Source organism: Cyanobium sp. ATX 6E8 (assembly GCF_024346335.1).
Taxonomy (GTDB): Bacteria; Cyanobacteriota; Cyanobacteriia; order PCC-6307; family Cyanobiaceae; genus Cyanobium_A.
Window position 1 is genome coordinate 45,048 of record NZ_JAGQCT010000013.1, and the last position, 15,715, is coordinate 60,762.

The 15,715-nt window shown below is 66.2% G+C and carries 18 protein-coding genes; 13 read left to right on the forward strand and 5 right to left on the reverse strand.

The annotated features are described in order from the left end of the window. Positions 1-77: 77 nt before the first annotated feature. The 4 genes from KBY70_RS10945 to KBY70_RS10960 all read right to left on the reverse strand — a co-directional run bounded on the left by KBY70_RS10945 (position 78) and on the right by KBY70_RS10960 (position 4,729). On the reverse strand, positions 78-278 hold the full coding sequence (locus KBY70_RS10945) for a phycobilisome linker polypeptide (protein ID WP_094561360.1): 201 nt from the start codon (positions 276-278) through the stop codon (positions 78-80). 35 nt (positions 279-313) lie between these two features. Next, positions 314-802 carry an allophycocyanin subunit beta gene (gene apcB / locus KBY70_RS10950; protein ID WP_094561359.1) on the reverse strand — a complete coding sequence of 163 codons (489 nt, stop codon included), beginning with the start codon at positions 800-802 and terminating at the stop codon, positions 314-316. Between the two features lie 42 nt (positions 803-844). Continuing rightward, on the reverse strand, positions 845-1,330 hold the full coding sequence (locus tag KBY70_RS10955; protein WP_094561358.1) for an allophycocyanin: 486 nt from the start codon (positions 1,328-1,330) through the stop codon (positions 845-847). 375 nt (positions 1,331-1,705) lie between these two features. Then, complete coding sequence (locus KBY70_RS10960; RefSeq protein ID WP_254988521.1) at positions 1,706-4,729, reverse strand: phycobilisome rod-core linker polypeptide; 3,024 nt, start codon at positions 4,727-4,729, stop codon at positions 1,706-1,708. A gap of 163 nt (positions 4,730-4,892) precedes the next feature. On the opposite strand from KBY70_RS10960, the gene KBY70_RS10965 reads away from it, so the two are divergent. From KBY70_RS10965 to KBY70_RS11025, 13 genes are all read left to right on the forward strand, one after another. Then, entirely contained in the window at positions 4,893-6,092 is a 1,200-nt protein-coding gene (locus tag KBY70_RS10965) for a class I SAM-dependent methyltransferase (protein WP_254988522.1), read from the forward strand. A gap of 133 nt (positions 6,093-6,225) precedes the next feature. Then, positions 6,226-6,663: an ATP synthase gene (locus KBY70_RS10970; protein WP_254988523.1), complete on the forward strand. Its 438-nt coding sequence runs from the start codon at positions 6,226-6,228 to the stop codon at positions 6,661-6,663. Positions 6,664-6,717: 54 nt separating this feature from the next. After that, entirely contained in the window at positions 6,718-7,437 is a 720-nt protein-coding gene (atpB, locus tag KBY70_RS10975) for a F0F1 ATP synthase subunit A (protein ID WP_094561356.1), read from the forward strand. Positions 7,438-7,596: 159 nt separating this feature from the next. Continuing rightward, the gene (gene atpE, locus KBY70_RS10980; RefSeq protein WP_010315318.1) at positions 7,597-7,845 is read left to right on the forward strand and encodes an ATP synthase F0 subunit C; all 249 of its coding nucleotides are present in this window, start codon (positions 7,597-7,599) and stop codon (positions 7,843-7,845) included. Between the two features lie 97 nt (positions 7,846-7,942). Continuing rightward, positions 7,943-8,413, forward strand: coding sequence for a F0F1 ATP synthase subunit B' (locus KBY70_RS10985; protein ID WP_094561355.1), 471 nt, complete (start codon positions 7,943-7,945; stop codon positions 8,411-8,413). Next, the gene (locus KBY70_RS10990) at positions 8,410-8,934 is read left to right on the forward strand and encodes a F0F1 ATP synthase subunit B (RefSeq protein ID WP_094561354.1); all 525 of its coding nucleotides are present in this window, start codon (positions 8,410-8,412) and stop codon (positions 8,932-8,934) included. The genes KBY70_RS10985 and KBY70_RS10990 overlap by 4 nt, the downstream gene beginning before the upstream one ends. Beyond that, positions 8,934-9,482, forward strand: a complete 549-nt coding sequence (gene atpH, locus KBY70_RS10995; RefSeq protein WP_094561353.1) for an ATP synthase F1 subunit delta — start codon at positions 8,934-8,936, stop codon at positions 9,480-9,482. The genes KBY70_RS10990 and atpH overlap by 1 nt, the downstream gene beginning before the upstream one ends. Positions 9,483-9,570: 88 nt before the next feature. Continuing rightward, positions 9,571-11,088 carry a F0F1 ATP synthase subunit alpha gene (atpA, locus tag KBY70_RS11000; protein WP_254988524.1) on the forward strand — a complete coding sequence of 506 codons (1,518 nt, stop codon included), beginning with the start codon at positions 9,571-9,573 and terminating at the stop codon, positions 11,086-11,088. Between the two features lie 15 nt (positions 11,089-11,103). Next, positions 11,104-12,057 carry a F0F1 ATP synthase subunit gamma gene (locus KBY70_RS11005; RefSeq protein WP_094561351.1) on the forward strand — a complete coding sequence of 318 codons (954 nt, stop codon included), beginning with the start codon at positions 11,104-11,106 and terminating at the stop codon, positions 12,055-12,057. 131 nt (positions 12,058-12,188) lie between these two features. Continuing rightward, positions 12,189-12,911, forward strand: a complete 723-nt coding sequence (locus KBY70_RS11010) for a TIGR02466 family protein (RefSeq protein WP_254988525.1) — start codon at positions 12,189-12,191, stop codon at positions 12,909-12,911. Between the two features lie 36 nt (positions 12,912-12,947). Further along, positions 12,948-13,310, forward strand: a complete 363-nt coding sequence (locus tag KBY70_RS11015) for a 2Fe-2S iron-sulfur cluster-binding protein (protein WP_198953888.1) — start codon at positions 12,948-12,950, stop codon at positions 13,308-13,310. Beyond that, positions 13,307-13,501 carry a hypothetical protein gene (locus KBY70_RS11020; protein WP_254988526.1) on the forward strand — a complete coding sequence of 65 codons (195 nt, stop codon included), beginning with the start codon at positions 13,307-13,309 and terminating at the stop codon, positions 13,499-13,501. The genes KBY70_RS11015 and KBY70_RS11020 overlap by 4 nt, the downstream gene beginning before the upstream one ends. Next, a complete protein-coding gene (locus tag KBY70_RS11025) occupies positions 13,498-14,562 on the forward strand; it encodes a DUF3326 domain-containing protein (RefSeq protein ID WP_254988527.1) in 1,065 nt (354 codons plus the stop codon). The genes KBY70_RS11020 and KBY70_RS11025 overlap by 4 nt, the downstream gene beginning before the upstream one ends. On the opposite strand, the gene ald is transcribed toward KBY70_RS11025, so the two are convergent. Beyond that, positions 14,563-15,714 carry an alanine dehydrogenase gene (gene ald, locus KBY70_RS11030; RefSeq protein WP_254988528.1) on the reverse strand — a complete coding sequence of 384 codons (1,152 nt, stop codon included), beginning with the start codon at positions 15,712-15,714 and terminating at the stop codon, positions 14,563-14,565. Position 15,715 lies beyond the last annotated feature (1 nt).

The following is a 15,715-nucleotide window of genomic DNA, read 5'->3' on the forward strand; positions in this document are numbered from 1 at the left end:
CGGTACCCAATAAAAAAGCCCAGCGAATGCCGGGCATGTGGGAGTTGTGTGGCCAGACCAGTGGAGCTTGACGAGACTCAGTTGCCGACGTTTTGTTGGCGACGGCCAGTGGCCAGTTCCACCTTGAGGATCTTGCCGCCCTGCTTCATGATTCGCTGCTGCTCAGCGAACCAGCTGTCGTAGGGCACCCATTTCGTGAAATAGGTGTTCTGCAGCTCGCGCTGGGTGCGGCTTTTCTCCGGACAGGGGATGCAGGCCGTGATCTTGAACAGACGCATGGTGGTGATCCTCGGGGTGTGCCGCTGGCAGCGGATCAGTTGCCCAGGCCGGAGCAAATGTAGTCGAAATACACCCCCATTTCACGGCCCGCATCAGGACCCACGAGGGCAGCCGTGGTTTCCTTCATGGCCTGGATCGACTGCACGGTGGCGCCGATGGGCACGCCTAGGGAGTTGTAGGTCTCTTTGAGGCCGTTCAGCACACGCTCATCGAGGATCGAGGTATCCCCCGCCAGCATGGCGTAGGTGGCGTAACGGAGGTAATAATCCAGGTCGCGGATGCAGGCCGCATAGCGACGGGTGGTGTACATGTTGCCGCCGGGACGGGTGATGTCCGAATACAGCAGCGACTTGGCCACGGCCTCTTTGATGATGGCTGAACCGTTGGCGCTGATGGTGGCAGCAGCCCGAACCCGCAGCTCACCGCTGGCGAAGTACTGCTCCAGGCGGCCCATGGCCGAACCGTCGAGGTACAGGCCCTGGACGTCGGCCTGGTTGATGACGTTAGTGATGGCGTCTTGCATGAATCCGGCTTGGGTGGCGGGGAATGGGGAAGGAACGTCGCCTCAGGAGAGGGCGCCGATGACGTAGTCGAAGTAGAAACCGGCTTCTTCAGCGTCAGAGCCCGTGAGCAGGCCCATGGCGGCGTTCTTCATTTCCCGCACGGACTCAGCCATGGCGTCCAGGGGAGTGCCGAGGGAGCGATACATCTCCTTGGCGCCGATGATGCCGATCTCTTCGATGGGCGTCACGTCACCGGCGATGATCCCGTAGGTCACCAGGCGCAGGTAGTAGTCCATGTCGCGAAGGCACGAAGCGGTCATCTCCTCGCCGTAGGCATTGCCGCCAGGGGAGATGACGTCGGGACGCCGCTGGAACAGGGCTCCGCCTGCGGTTTTCACGATGCGCTCGCGGCTCTCGCTAAGAACCTGAGCCACGCGAAGACGACGTTGACCAGCGCCCACGAAGGACTTGATCTGGTCGAGTTCGCCAGGGCTGAGGTAGCGGGCTTCGGCGTCCGCGTTGATGATCGAGTTGGAGACGATGCTCATGCAGTTCTGCCTCGAAACAAGCGGCCGCCTTGACGGAGACCGATATCCGGTGGGTAAGGGAAGGATCGACTCGCGCCGATCGTCGAATCATTCTGCGCTAAGCCCCCGCACAGCCCTTGGCAGCGGTAACAGTTCTTCACGGCGCTTTTGACTCGAAGATCCCTTGGGCTGCAATGGTTTTGGTCGATGTTGTTCATAGCGACCGACCGCAGCAATTGTTCATTATTCAGTGGCGCTGATTGGCGCACTTGTTTCACGGTGTGAATCAAAAGTTGTGGCAATTGATGTTTCTGAAGATGAAAAACCCCCCCCCCCGAAGCAAATTCGGGAGGTGGGAAGGTTCGTTAGTGGCCCCGTTGGCCCCTGCCTGTCGATTCAGATGGGGGCTTTCGGCCGAGGGGTGAGGCCGGCGTTGCCCCCATACAGCTCTGCGGTGCGGTTCACCGTGCTGAGGGGGATGCCATCGGCAGTTGCCAGGCCGCGCAGATAGGGAACGGTGTCCTGGCCAAAGGCTTGGCCATATTCTTCACTGCTCAGCAGGGCATCGACGGCCGCCTGTTGGCCTAGGCTGGCTCGTGTGGCCAGGAATGCACTCACTTCCTGGGGCTGGGCGGCCCGTCCGAGCAAGGCGAGGTAGGCGGCTGACGCTGCCCGAAGCAGCGCCATGCGGTTGAGGCGCTGTTGGAAGAGGTCGCTGCCAGCGATCTGGGTGACCAGTTCGGCCACGGTGAGCTGCTGGTTGCGGAATTGGGATTCCGCATCGCCCAGCCGCTCGGCGGCAAATGGAACCCGGTTGAGCAGTTGCTTGTAGACGCTCTCCAGGGCCTCCTGAACTTGGGTTTCGCTGCTGGTGCGGCCCACCTGCACGGGCCTGCCAACGCTCTGGCGACGGCTGAAGCCCTGGGGGCGGCCCGGTTGAATCGCCTTGGCCATCGCGGCGCCAGGTTGGCTGGCGAGTCCGCTGGTCTGGCCGCTGCCCACGGAGGCCCGCCAATTGCCGCTGATCGGGGTCCGCGTGCTGGGGGTGGAGGGTGGGCTGCCGCCGGGCGTTGAGGTCCAGAACCCTGTTGTGGTGGCTGGGGCTTGGTTCCAGCGCCGGGTCGGGGCTGGTGCTTGGCGAATGCTGCCGGGGCCCGTGGGAATGGCCGTTGCCTGGGCTGCCATCGTTTCCCCACCGGCGATCTGGGCGCTCCATCCACCCATCACCACGCGGGGGCGATCGGCCAGGTTGCGCGACACCGTGTCAGTGGTGGTGCGCAGGGTCTGGGGAGCGGCCACATCAGGGCGTTTGCCCGGGGTGATGTCGGCATAGGCCGCCGCATTGAAGGGCCGGTTGAGGGCTGGCACTTGGCGGGCATTGCGATCGCCGGCGGTGATGAACCGCTCATAAGGAACGGTGTCCTCGCCGAAGCAATCGTTGTATTCCCGGCTGTTCAGCATCTTGTCGACGACGCCGTAGAAGCCCGAGCGGGCGGCGGTGTCGAAGTAGGCGTCGATTTCCCAACGCCCGAAGCTGGGGCGGCCCAGGATGCGGCGGTGCATCACCTCGATCGCTTTGGTGATGTAGAGGCCACTCCAGTAGCGGCGCCGGAAGGCGGTGGAGCGGGCCACCTGACGCACGAATTCGCGCAGGCTGATGTCGCCGTTTTCGAGCTTGATTTCCTCGACTTTGTTGCGTTCACCGGCATAGCCAGCGGTGCCGAGGATCTGCACGTACACCGCGTTGATCACCGCCTGGGTGCTGGCCTCTGTGCCGCGCACGCTGGGCTGACCGCCGCGGCGGGGCACGGAACTGCCGCCGGTGGCGATCTGCTGCAGCCGCACCACCTTCGGGCCCACGCGGCGAGGCATGGCCTTGCGGAACTGGACGCTGTCCATCTGGCCCGGCTGGGCCAAGCCGTTGCCGATCAGGATCCGACGGCTGTCGTAGCCGTAGGGCGCTGGGCGGGTGGCCACCGAAGCGGTGCCAGAGGGGAAGATGGCGCCGTAGTTGAGGGCCAGCGGGTCATTGCCGCCGCCGTAGACGTGCTGGTCGGGGAAGGGCTGGCGGTAGGAGGCGTAGAGGGTGACGTACTGGGGGGCGCCTTCAAACGGTGCGCTGAAGCGGAACAGCTTGCGGTTGGACCCCCAGCCGGCGCTCTCCTGGGCTTCTTCACCCAGATCCCGCAGGTAGGGCACGGTTTCCTCCCCGAACACCCGGGCGTACTCGATGGTGTTGATCAGGGCATCCACGAGGCCGTTGAGCCCCTGGGCGCTGACGATGTCGAAGTAGCGGGTGAACTCCTCGCGGGAGCTGATGCCCCGGCCGAGGAAGTGGCGGAAGGCCAGCTCGACGGCCCGGCTGTTGGAGAAGCGGCCGAAGAATTGCTGTCGGTATTCCTTGCTACGGCCGAGGGCGCGGATGAACTCGCGCATCGACAGCTGGCCCTGGCGCACCTGGGTGGCCTCCACCGGGCAGGGCATCTGGCTGTAGGCCTTGGCGATGTCGCGTTCAAACACCTGGCGATAGGCCGCGCGGATCACCTCGGCCTTTTGAGCGCCACTGAGGCGCGGCCGCATGATGAAGCGCTGCTTGCCATCGGCTGCGAGGGCGTAGGTGGCCGGCAGCTGCAGACCCTGGTTCTCAGGGCTGCCGAGGCGCTGGCGGGTCGAGGGGGTGGGCACCTCCAGCTCGGCGATCAGCACGTTGAAGTACTGAATCACCAGCTGGCGGGCCTGGGGATTGTCCTTGCAGAGGCCGGCGGCGGCGGCGCGCATCTCCTGCAGCGCCACATTGGTGGCGGCCAGGGAGCAGGCCTTCTCGAGCACGTCGCGCAGGCCGCGGGTGTTGACGGCCAGGATGCTGGGATCGCCAGCCACCAGGGCATAGCCCACGTAGCGCAGGAACCAGGCCATGTCGCGCAGCGATTTGCGCATCCGGTCGGTGCCGTAGCGGCCCACCGCGATCGGGCTGAAGCCGGTGGGCAGCACCACGCGCACGTCGGCATCGCCGCCGGCGCCCTCGAGCAGACGGGTGATCAGGTTGCCGCCGGAGCTGTCGGTGCCCTGGGCGAAGGTTTGCACCGAGCGCTGGAAGGCGGCCTGGTCGGCGGCGAGGGGCGTTTCATTGCCGCTGGCTTTAGCGGAAATGCTTAGGGGCGCATCCAGATAGGAGAGCGGCGTGCCGCCGGCAAAGATCCGGTTGGCCGCCTTGGCCACGATGAAGTCGGCATTTTCCGAGATCCGGCGCGCGGCCTCCAGCCGCTGCTGACCGCTCTGGAAGAAGGCCACCAAAGTGTCGAGTTCCCCGCCGTCGGGGAAGCGGTCCTGTTGCTCCGCCTGACGGACGCTGGAGAGCGGCAGGGTGTCGTAGCGCTGGGGGGAAACCCTGGTGCTGCCGCTGCTGGCGGTCACGGTCATTGACGAGAGCGAACCGGGCTGGGCCACATTACGGCGGGCCCTCTGGGCCTTCGTCGGGCCATGAACAAATGTTTGCAGCCGCGTCGGGGTCCGCTGTTTGGATCGGGCGCGCAGGCATGAAAAGCTCGGCCGGTTGCCGTTCACGATTCCTGTGCCTGCCCCCGTGCCCGCCAGTGATGCCGCCACGCCAGTGGTGAGCGCCTTCTACGACCGCTTCCCCTACCCAGGCGATCCCCTTCAGGACGGCCCTCCACCGGGATACAACTGGCGCTGGTGCGTTGACAGCGCCTGGGCCGCCGCCTTCGGTGGCCTTCCGTCCCGCCCCAGCAGCGGCCCGCGCAGCTGGCGGATCCTCGATGCCGGCTGCGGCACCGGCGTCAGCACCGACTACCTCTGCCATCTGAATCCCGGTTCCTCGGTGCTGGCGGTGGACATCAGTCCGGGCGCTCTTGAGGTGGCGAGCTCGCGCACCCGCCGCTCCGGGGCCGCAGCCCAGGTGCGCGAGCTGCGTATCGAGCAGCGCAGCCTGCTCGACCTGGCCGGGGAGGGTCCGTTCGACTACATCAATTCGGTGGGGGTGTTGCACCATCTGCGCCAGCCGGAAGCCGGCCTGCGGGCCTTGGCGGGGCTGCTGCGGCCCGGTGGCCTGCTCCATCTTTTTCTGTACGCCGACGGTGGTCGCTGGGAAATTCACCGCACCCAGCGGGCCCTGGCGCTGCTGGGTGCAGGAACAGGCGATGAAGGCCTGCGCCTGGGCCGGCAACTGCTGGCGGAGCTGCCCGAAACCAATCGGCTGCGCCGCCACCACGAGCAGCGCTGGGCCCTCGATACGACGGCCGATGCCAACTTCGCCGACATGTACCTCCACCCCCAGGAGACCAGTTACAACCTGGACCGCCTGATGGTGTTCGTGGCCGCAGCTGGTCTCGAGTTCGTCGGGTTCTCCAACCCGGAGGTGTGGGATCCGGCGCGGCTGCTGCAGGGTGACCTGCTGGAGCGGGCCCAGGCCCTCAGCCCTCGCGATCAGTGGACTCTGGTCGAGGAGCTCGACCCCGACATCAGTCACTTCGAGTTTTTCCTGAGCCAGGGTGCGGTCTGCCTCCCGGACTGGGGTTCCGATGCTGCCCTCCTGGCCGCCCGTGCTGAGGTCAACCGCTGCCTCTGGGGCTGGCCATCGACCAGTCTGATGGGCCCCGATCTGATGCCACTCAGCCTCAGCGCGGAGGGCCTCAGCCTGATGCGGGCACTGGAGGCCGCCCCAGAGCTGGCGATCGACGAGCTGCCCCTGGATTGGCCCCTTGCTCAGCGGCTTGCGGTGGCCCGTCAGCTGCTGGAGCAGCGCGTGTTGCTGCCCGTGCTTTGACCCGCACGTGATAGATTCCACGCGCCTTTTCAGGGGTTGAACGCGGTTGTCAGTTTCCCTCCCCTGCTCCTCCGTTCCCGACTCCGGGAGTGCCGCTCTGCCGGCCTCTTCCGTCTGCGTGGACCTGGAGCAGATGGTGGACTCCACCGCCGTATCGATCCCTGTGGTGGTGGCACCTGCGGCGCACGATCGTGCCTCGGCCGACCCCAGCACCAGCGCTGATCCCAGCAATGGAATGGGCGATTACTTCCGGCTCCAACGGCGGTTGTTGCTGGCCACCATGCTGCTCTCCGCAGCGGCAGTGGTCGTCACCGCCCTCGTCGGTTCCCTTGCCACGGCCTTCAGCCTGTTGGTGGGTGCCCTGGCTGGATTGCTCTACCTGTGGCTGTTGAGCCGCAGTGTCACCCGGCTGGGGGAAAACTCCCGCCGCTTGAGCAGGGCCCAGCTGCTCGTGCCGGTCGCTCTGGTGCTCGTCTCCACCAGGGTCCCCCAGCTCTCCACCCTGCCGGCCCTGTTGGGCTTCCTGCTCTACAAACCGGCGGTGATCCTTCAGGCCGTCTTCGACTCCTGATCCCCACACCGTTCCGTCGCTCCGGCGACCCCGAACTCCCCTTCGCTGGCTCCGATGCCTCTCCTTCTCCCCTTTGCTGAACTGGAGGTTGGTCAACACCTCTACTGGCAACTCGGCAACCTCAAGATCCATGGCCAGGTATTCCTGAGCTCGTGGGTTGTGATCGGTGCCCTTTTGGCCCTGGTGGTGGTCGGCACCCGCAAGTTGGAGCGTGATCCCCGCGGCACCCAAAATCTGCTCGAGTTCGTGTGGGATTACATCCGCGACCTCTCGCGCGAGCAGATCGGTGAGAAGGCCTACCGCGACTGGATGCCCTTCATCGGCACCCTGTTTCTGTTCATCTTCGTGAGCAACTGGGGCGGAGCCTTGGTGCCCTGGAAGCTGATCCACCTTCCCAGCGGCGAGCTCGGTGCTCCCACCGCCGACATCAACACCACGATTGCGCTGGCGCTGCTCGTGTCGCTGGCCTATTTCTATGCCGGCTTGAGCCGCAAGGGTCTGCGTTACTTCGAGTACTACGTGGAACCCACCCCGATCATGCTGCCGTTCAAGATCGTCGAGGATTTCACCAAGCCTCTCTCCCTCTCCTTCCGTCTCTTCGGCAACATCCTGGCCGACGAGTTGGTGGTGGCGGTGCTGGCGTTCTTGGTGCCCCTGATCGTGCCCCTGCCGGCCATGTTCTTGGGACTGTTCACCAGCGCCATTCAGGCCCTGATCTTCGCCACCCTTGCCGCCTACTACATCGGTGAGGCGGTGCACGAGGAGCATCACTAGGTGCCTCCACTCAGCAGGGTTGCTCAGGCGCTCTGCTAAATCTCACTCGCGCAGGTCCGGATGCACCCCGGGCCCATTCCTTCGGGGATGTCCCAGGCGCAGGGTTTCAATCCCGGTCCACTACGCGCTGTCAAGGCGCCTCCCATCCCCCACTCCACCATGGATTCCATCACCTCCGCTGCGTCTGTTGTGGCCGCTGGCCTGGCTGTCGGCCTCGGTGCCATCGGCCCCGGCATCGGTCAGGGCACCGCAGCTGGCGGCGCCGTTGAAGGCATTGCACGTCAGCCCGAAGCCGAAGGCAAGATCCGCGGCACCCTGCTGCTGTCTTTGGCCTTCATGGAAGCTCTCACCATCTACGGCCTCGTGGTCGCCCTGGTGCTGCTGTTCGCCAACCCCTTCGCCGGTTGATCGTTGCGTGAGTGGACGGAAGGTGGGGGCTTGAGCCCCTGCCCTCCCAGCCTCACGACCGCCCATCCCGCTCGATCGTTCCAGCGCCCTCGCCCCAATGACCAGCTGGCTTCTGCTCGCCGAAGCAGGTGTCCCGGAGGGAGGTCTGTTTGACCTCGACGCCACACTCCCGCTCATGGCGGTGCAGGTGGTGCTCCTCACCTTCATTCTGAATTCGTTGTTCTTCCGCCCCGTTGGCCGGGCCGTGGAGGACCGCGAGAGCTTTATTTCCACCAGTCGCGCCGACGCCAAGCAGAAGCTGGCTCAGGTTGAACGGCTGGAGTCCGACCTCAAGGAGCAGCTCAAGGACGCGCGTCAGCAGTCCCAGAAGCTGATTCAGGAGGCGGAACAGGAAATGGATCGTCTCTACCGCGATGCCCTGGCGGCCGCTACAGCGGATGCCAATGCATCCCGGGAGCAGGCTCGCCGCGAGATCGATGCCCAGAGGGATCAGGCGATGACCCAGCTCAACAAGGATGCCGACAAGCTCGGTGACCTGATCGTGTCCCGCTTGCTGGCCACCTCATGACCCACCTGCTGCCACCCTTGCTCGCCAGTCACGGCGGCTTTGGTCTCAATCTCAACCCGTTTGAGACCAACATCATCAACCTGGCGATCGTCATTTTTGGCCTCTGGAAGTTTCTGCCCGGTTTCCTGGGCGGCATCCTGGAGCGCCGTCGCAACGCCATTCTGAGCGACCTTCAGGACGCTGAAGAGCGTCTGGCCTCCGCCACCACGGCCCTGGCCCAGGCCCAGCAGGACCTGGCGGCTGCTCAGCAGAAAGCTGACCAGATCCGCACGGATGGTCAGGCCCGCGCCCAGGCGCTGCGCCTGGAGAGTGAAAAGCGCACCATTGAGGAGATGGCCCGCCTCAAGCAGGGTGCCATGGCCGATCTCAGCTCTGAGGCGGCCCGGGTTACAGACCAGCTGCGCCGTGAGGCTGCCAACCGCGCCATCGCCAAAGCGCTCGCCACCCTCCCTGGGAAGCTCGATGCCGATGCGCAAGCGCGGTTGATCGATCAGTCCATCACCACCCTGGGGAAAGCCTGATGCCACTCCTCAACTCGATTGCCACCCCCTACGCCGAAGCCCTGCTGCAGGTTGCTGAGTCGCGCAAGGAAACCGACACCGTGGCTGACCAGGCCAAGGGTGTGTTGGCGGTGCTCAACTCCAGCCCTGAACTGCGCGCAGCTCTCGCGTCTCCAGTGCTTGAGCCCGAGGCCAAGAAGGCCGCGCTGGCCAGCCTGTTCAACGACCAGGTGACTCCATCTTTTCAGAACCTGCTCAAGCTGCTGGCGGATCGTCAGCGCCTGCCCATGCTCGATGCGGTGCTGGCTCGTTTCCTTGAGCTCTACCGAGAGCTGCGCAACATCACCCTGGCCAAGGTCACCTCGGCCGCAGTGCTCACCGAAGAGCAACAGGCTGTGCTCAATCAAAAAGTGCAGGCGATCGCCGGTTCTAAGGCCGTGGAATTCGACCTCGCAGTGGACCCCAGCCTGATCGGTGGCTTCATCGTCAGCATGGGTTCCCAGGTGATCGACGCCAGCCTTTCCGGTCAGGTGCGCCGCCTCGGGCTGGCGCTGGCCCAGGTGAGCTAGCTCGGCTGCCAATTCCGGCCTTTCGGTCACCCCTTCTCCGCTTCAACGCCTCCCCTTTCATCAGCTCCCCCTGTGGGGACTTCCTCCCATGGTTTCCATCCGCCCCGACGAGATCAGCGCCATCCTCAAGCAGCAGATTGAGGACTACGACAAGTCGGTCTCGGTCAGCAACGTCGGAACCGTGCTGCAGATCGGCGATGGCATCGCCCGCGTGTATGGCCTGCAGCAGGTGATGGCCGGCGAGCTGGTGCAGTTTGAAGACGGCACCGAAGGTATCGCCCTCAACCTCGAGGACGACAACGTGGGTGTGGTGCTGATGGGCGAAGGCCGCGGCATCCAGGAAGGCAGCACCGTCAAGGCCACCGGCAAGATCGCCGCCGTGCCCGTGGGCGACGCCATGCTCGGCCGGGTGGTGAATTCCCTCGGCCAGCCGATCGATGGCAAGGGCGACATCGCCACCACCGAAACCCGCCTGATCGAATCGATGGCGCCTGGGATCATCCAGCGCAAATCGGTGCACGAGCCCATGCAAACGGGCATCACCGCCATCGACGCGATGATCCCCATCGGCCGTGGCCAGCGCGAACTGATCATCGGCGACCGCCAGACCGGCAAGACCGCCATTGCGATCGACACGATCATCAACCAGAAGGGTGAAGACGTTGTCTGCGTCTATGTGGCCGTGGGCCAGAAGGCTGCTTCCGTGGCCAACGTGGTGGAAGTGCTGCGCGAGAAAGGCGCCCTCGACTACACCATCGTGGTGGCCGCCAGTGCCTCCGAGTCGGCCGCACTGCAATACCTCGCTCCTTACACCGGCGCAGCCCTGGCTGAGTCGTTCATGTACAAGGGCAAAGCCACCCTGGTGATCTACGACGACCTCACCAAGCAGGCCCAGGCCTACCGCCAGATGTCGCTGCTGCTGCGCCGTCCCCCCGGTCGTGAGGCCTACCCCGGCGACGTGTTTTATTGCCACAGCCGCCTGCTGGAGCGCGCCGCCAAGCTGAGCGATGCCATGGGCAAGGGTTCGATGACCGCCCTGCCAATCATCGAGACCCAGGCCGGAGACGTGTCGGCCTACATCCCCACCAACGTGATCTCGATCACCGATGGTCAGGTGTTCCTCAGCTCCGACCTGTTCAACTCCGGTCTGCGCCCCGCCATCAACGTGGGCATCTCGGTGAGCCGGGTGGGCGGTGCCGCCCAGACCAAGGCCATCAAGAAGATCGCCGGCACCCTGAAGCTGGAACTAGCCCAGTTCGACGAGTTGGCCGCGTTCTCCCAGTTCGCCTCCGACCTCGACGCCGCCACCCAGCAGCAGCTGGGGCGTGGCAAGCGCCTGCGCGAGATCCTCAAGCAGCCCCAGTTCAGCCCCCTGATCCTGGCCGAGCAGGTCGCCGTCGTGTATGCCGGTGTCAAGGGCTTGATCGATGAAGTGCCCGTGGAGTCGGTCGTGCAGTTCTGCCGCGAGCTGCGCGACTACCTCAAGAGCAACAAGGCCGACTACATCTCCAGGGTGCAGACCGAGAAGCAGCTCAGCGACGAAGCTGAGGCCATGCTTAAGGATGCGATCAACGAGGTGAAGTCGACCATGCTCGCCTCCGTTTAGGGAGGGGGAGTACCGATGGCAAACCTCAAGGACATCCGCGACCGGATCAGTTCGGTCAAGAACACCCGCAAGATCACCGAGGCCATGCGTCTGGTGGCGGCCGCCAAGGTGCGCCGTGCCCAGGAGCAGGTGCTGCGCAGCCGGCCCTTCGCCGACCGCCTCGCTCGCGTGCTGGAAAATCTCCAGTCGCGCATGCGCTTTGAAGATGCCGATGCTCCCCTGCTGGAGCAGCGCGATGTGGCCACCATTACCCTGATGGCGGTGACCGGCGATCGCGGTTTGTGCGGCGGCTACAACGCCAACATCATCAAGCGCACCGAGCAGCGCGTTGCTGAGCTCAAGGGCCAGGGCTATGCCGTGGATCTGGTGTTGATCGGCCGCAAGGCGATCACCTATTTCCAGAATCGCGCCAGCCAATACACCATTCGGGCCACCTTCACGGGCCTCGAGCAGGTTCCCAAGGCGAATGAGGCGATGGGCATCGCCAACGAGGTGCTGGCGGAGTTTCTCGCCGGCACCACCGACCGGGTGGAGATCATCTTCACCAAGTTCATCAACTTGGTGAGCTCCAAGCCGGTCATCCAGACCCTGCTGCCCCTGGATCCCCAGGGCATTGCTATCCCTGAAGACGAGATCTTCCGTCTGACCACCCGGGATGGTCAGCTGGGTGTGGAAGTGGGTACGGCCGCCAACCCGCAGCCCAAGCTGCCGTCCGACATCGTGTTCGATCAGAGCCCGGATCAGCTGCTCAATGCGCTACTGCCGCTGTATCTGGAAAACCAGTTGCTGCGCTCCCTCCAGGAGGCTGCTGCTTCCGAGCTCGCCAGCCGGATGACGGCCATGAACAACGCCAGCGACAACGCCAAGGCGCTCGCCAAGACCCTCACCCTCGACTACAACAAGGCGCGTCAGGCGGCCATCACCCAGGAGATCCTGGAAGTGGTGGGCGGCGCCGCGGCCATGGCCTGAGCACAGCCTCTTCACGCTGCCGTCAGCGCTCCATCCCCGAACTCCCCGCCACCGCGTGGAGGTCGGGGATTTTTGTGCGCTGCTGCGGCTGAGATGCTGGAGCGGAATTCCTGTGCGTTGTGGAGGAGCCGATGCTCCAGCCGTTGCCTGCCGCTGCCGGGCTGGCGATCGAGACCCTGTTCCCCGTGGCGCTCGGACGGGTGCAGCTGTTGCCCGATCCACTCGAGACGGCGCTTCAGATTCAGGCGATGAATAGCCTCAGAGGTGAGGCTGGCTCGAATCCGGATCCCGGCTGTGCCTGGACGGGGGATCTCAACGGCGTGTGGCAGCTGCAGCGCCATCGCGTCTTTGCGCCCTTGATCGCCGTTCTGGCTGGTCACGCGCAGGCCTACCTGCAGCAGCTCGGCTTTGATCACGCCAAGACGGCCCTGCACATTCAGCGCTGCTGGCCGGTGCTCAGCGAGGCGGGGCAGGTGGTGGGCCGGCACCACCACCCCAATGCCCATCTCAGTGCCATCTACTACCTCAGTGGCGATGGCACCGGGCGCAGCGGTTGTCTGCGCCTGTGGCCGAAGCGGCAGATCAACGAGCTGGTGCCGGGCATGGCCGTGGGGCACGGCGGTCCCCTCGCCCCCTCGCCCTGGACCGCTCCCTGGGTGGATGTGGCTCCCCAGGCCGGCCTGCTGCTGCTGTTCCCCAGCTGCCTGGATCACGCCGTGCTGCCCAACGAGGACCCCGACGATCTGCGCTGCTCCCTCAGCATCGATTTCGCTTTGAGCGCACCTGCCGCTGAGGCCGGAGCTACGCCGCCGGAATACCTGGCCCCCCACCCCAGCCAGTGGCAGGAGTTGTGAGCCCGCCCGCCGGGTGCGTGGAGGCGGGCTGGGAAGATGGGGCATCGCAGCTCCGATCCGGCCCCTCCCGTGACCGATCCCCAGACCTTCACGATCACCGCCGCATTTGAAGGCGCCCAGCACACTTTCCCCTGCCGCAGCGACCAGACCGTGCTGGCCGCGGCCGAGGCGGCCGGCGTGCCCCTGCCCAGCTCCTGCTGTTCGGGGGTGTGCACCACCTGTGCGGCGCTGATCAGCGAGGGCAGCGTGCACCAGCCCGACGCCATGGGCGTCAAGGCCGAGCTGCAGCAGCAGGGCTATGCCCTGCTCTGCGTCTCCTTTCCCCTGGCGGATCTCAAGCTCCAGGCAGGGATGGAGGACGCCCTCTACGAAGCCCAGTTCGGCCAATACCAGAAGTGAGCAGCTCGGCGCTCAGCCTGCGCCCCGTCACCTTGCGTCTCCCCCGCGGCCCCGGCTCGCTGCTGGTCCAGATCGAAACCGCCCTGGCGGCTGAGGGGCAGCCGTTGCGCTGGGCGATCGTCGCGGTGGAGCCGGCCGCTGCATCCACGCTGGATGTGGTGCTGACGATTGAAGCGGTGGTGCTGGCATGACAGCCTCCCGGCCCCTGCCCACCCTGCTGGTGATTCCCACCGGCATCGGTTGCGAGCTCGGCGGTTACGCGGGCGATGCCCTGCCTGCCGCCCGCTTGCTGGCGGCGGCCAGCGGCTGCCTGATCACCCACCCCAACGTGATGAACGGGGCGGCTCTCTACTGGAGCGACCCGCGCATCCACTACGTGGAGGGATCGGCGTTGGATCGTTTCGCCGCCGGGGCCCTGGCGTTGCAGCCGGTGCGCCGGCAGCGGGTGGGCCTGCTGCTCGATGCCGGTATCGAGGAGGAGTTGCGCTGGCGTCACCTGCAGGTGGCTGAGGGCTGTCGCGCCAGCCTGGGTTTGGAGATCGGCCCTGTGGTCACCACCGATGCGCCCCTTGAGGTTTCCTTGCGCCAGGGGGCCAGCGGTGCCAGCTGGGGGCAGCTCGGCCGCCCCGACGCCCTGCTGCGGGCTGGCCGGCAGCTGCAGGCGGCTGGGGCCACGGCGATCGCCGTGGTGGCCCGCTTTCCGGAGGATCCCGGCAGTGAGGCCCTGGCGGCCTATCGCCAGGGCTCTGGCGTGGATGCCCTAGCCGGCGCCGAAGCGGTGATCAGCCATCTGCTCAGCCGGGAGCTGGGGATCCCCTGCGCCCATGCCCCGGCCCTCAGCCCGCTGCCGCTCGATCCGGATCTCGATCCGCGGGCGGCGGGGGAGGAGCTGGGCTACACGTTTTTGGCCTGCGTGCTGGTGGGCTTGAGCCGGGCGCCCGATCTGGTGTCGCTGGCAGCTGGTGCGTCCGCGCCCTGGGCAGCGGGTGCAGACCTGCTGCAGATCGGTGACGTGGGGGCCGTGGTGGCACCCGCAGGAGCCCTTGGCGGTGCCGCCGTGCTGGCCTGCGCCGAGCGCGGCATTCCCGTGATCGCTGTGCACAACCCCTGTGTGCTGGCGGTGTCGGCGGAGGCCCTGGGGCTCGAGGTGCTGACGGCGGGCAGCTATGCGGCAGCGGCGGGGCTGCTGCTGGCCCTGCGGGAGGGGATCTGCACCGCTGCCCTGGAGCGGCCCCTGCCCCGCCTGCGCTAGTTACTGCAGGCAGGCCATCGGGTGTCGGGGTGTCACCCCCAGGGCCCGGGCCACGCCCGGGTGGCACACGGCCCCAGCCGCGGTGTTGAGGCCTGAGAGCAGCTCGGGGCGATCGGTGACGGCCTCCACCAGGCCCCGCCCGGCCATCACCAGGATGTAGGGCAGGGTGACGCTCACCAGGGCTTCGGTGGAGGTGTAGGGCACGGCGCCGGGCATGTTGCCGACGGCGTAGTGCTGCACGCCGTGGAGGGTGTGCACCGGATTGGTGTGGGTGGTTTCGCGGCTGGTGGCAATGCAGCCCCCCTGGTCGATCGCCACATCGACGATCACCGAGCCAGGCTGCATCTGCTGCACCAGCGCTTCACTCACCAGGGTGGGAGCGCGGCCGCCGGCCGTGAGCACGGCTCCGATCAGCAGGTCGGCCTCCGGCACCAGGCGTTCGATCAGGCTGCGGTTGCTCACCAGGCTCACCAGGCGCCCGCGGCGGTGGGCCTCCAGGTTGCGCAATTTCTGGGGCGAGCGGTCCAGCAGAAACACCTCCGCGTCCATCGCGGCGGTGATCCGGGCCGCATTCCAGCCCACACTGCCTGCCCCCAGCACGACCACCCGGGCCGGCCGCACCCCGGTGCAGCCGCCCATCAGGATGCCGCGCCCGCCGTGGGGTTTTTCCAGCAGGTGGGCCCCCACCTGGGCGGCGATGCGGCCGGCGATCTCGCTCATCGGCGCCAGCAGGGGCAGGGAGCCGTCGTCGAGCTGCACCGTTTCGTAGGCCAGCGCTGTGGTGCCGGCCGCCAGCAGGGCCCGTCCCACATCGGGATAGGCCGCCAGGTGCAGGTAGGTGAACAGCACCAGGTCGGGGCGCAGGAAGGCAAATTCCTCCGGCTGGGGCTCCTTCACCTTCACCACCAGGTGGGCGGCCCAGGCCTCCTCTGCGCTCACCAACCGGGCGCCGGCGGCGGCAAACTGCTCGTCCGTGAATCCTGCCCCCAGGCCAGCGCCGGCCTGGATGCGCACCTCCATGCCCTGGTTCACCAGGTCGCCGGCGGCGTCGGGTGTGAGGGCCACCCGCTGCTCATCGCGCTTGATTTCCGCTGGCACGCCGATGCTGGCCATTGGTGCCGTGTGGCCCGCGCCGGGGCTGGGGGCTGCCATG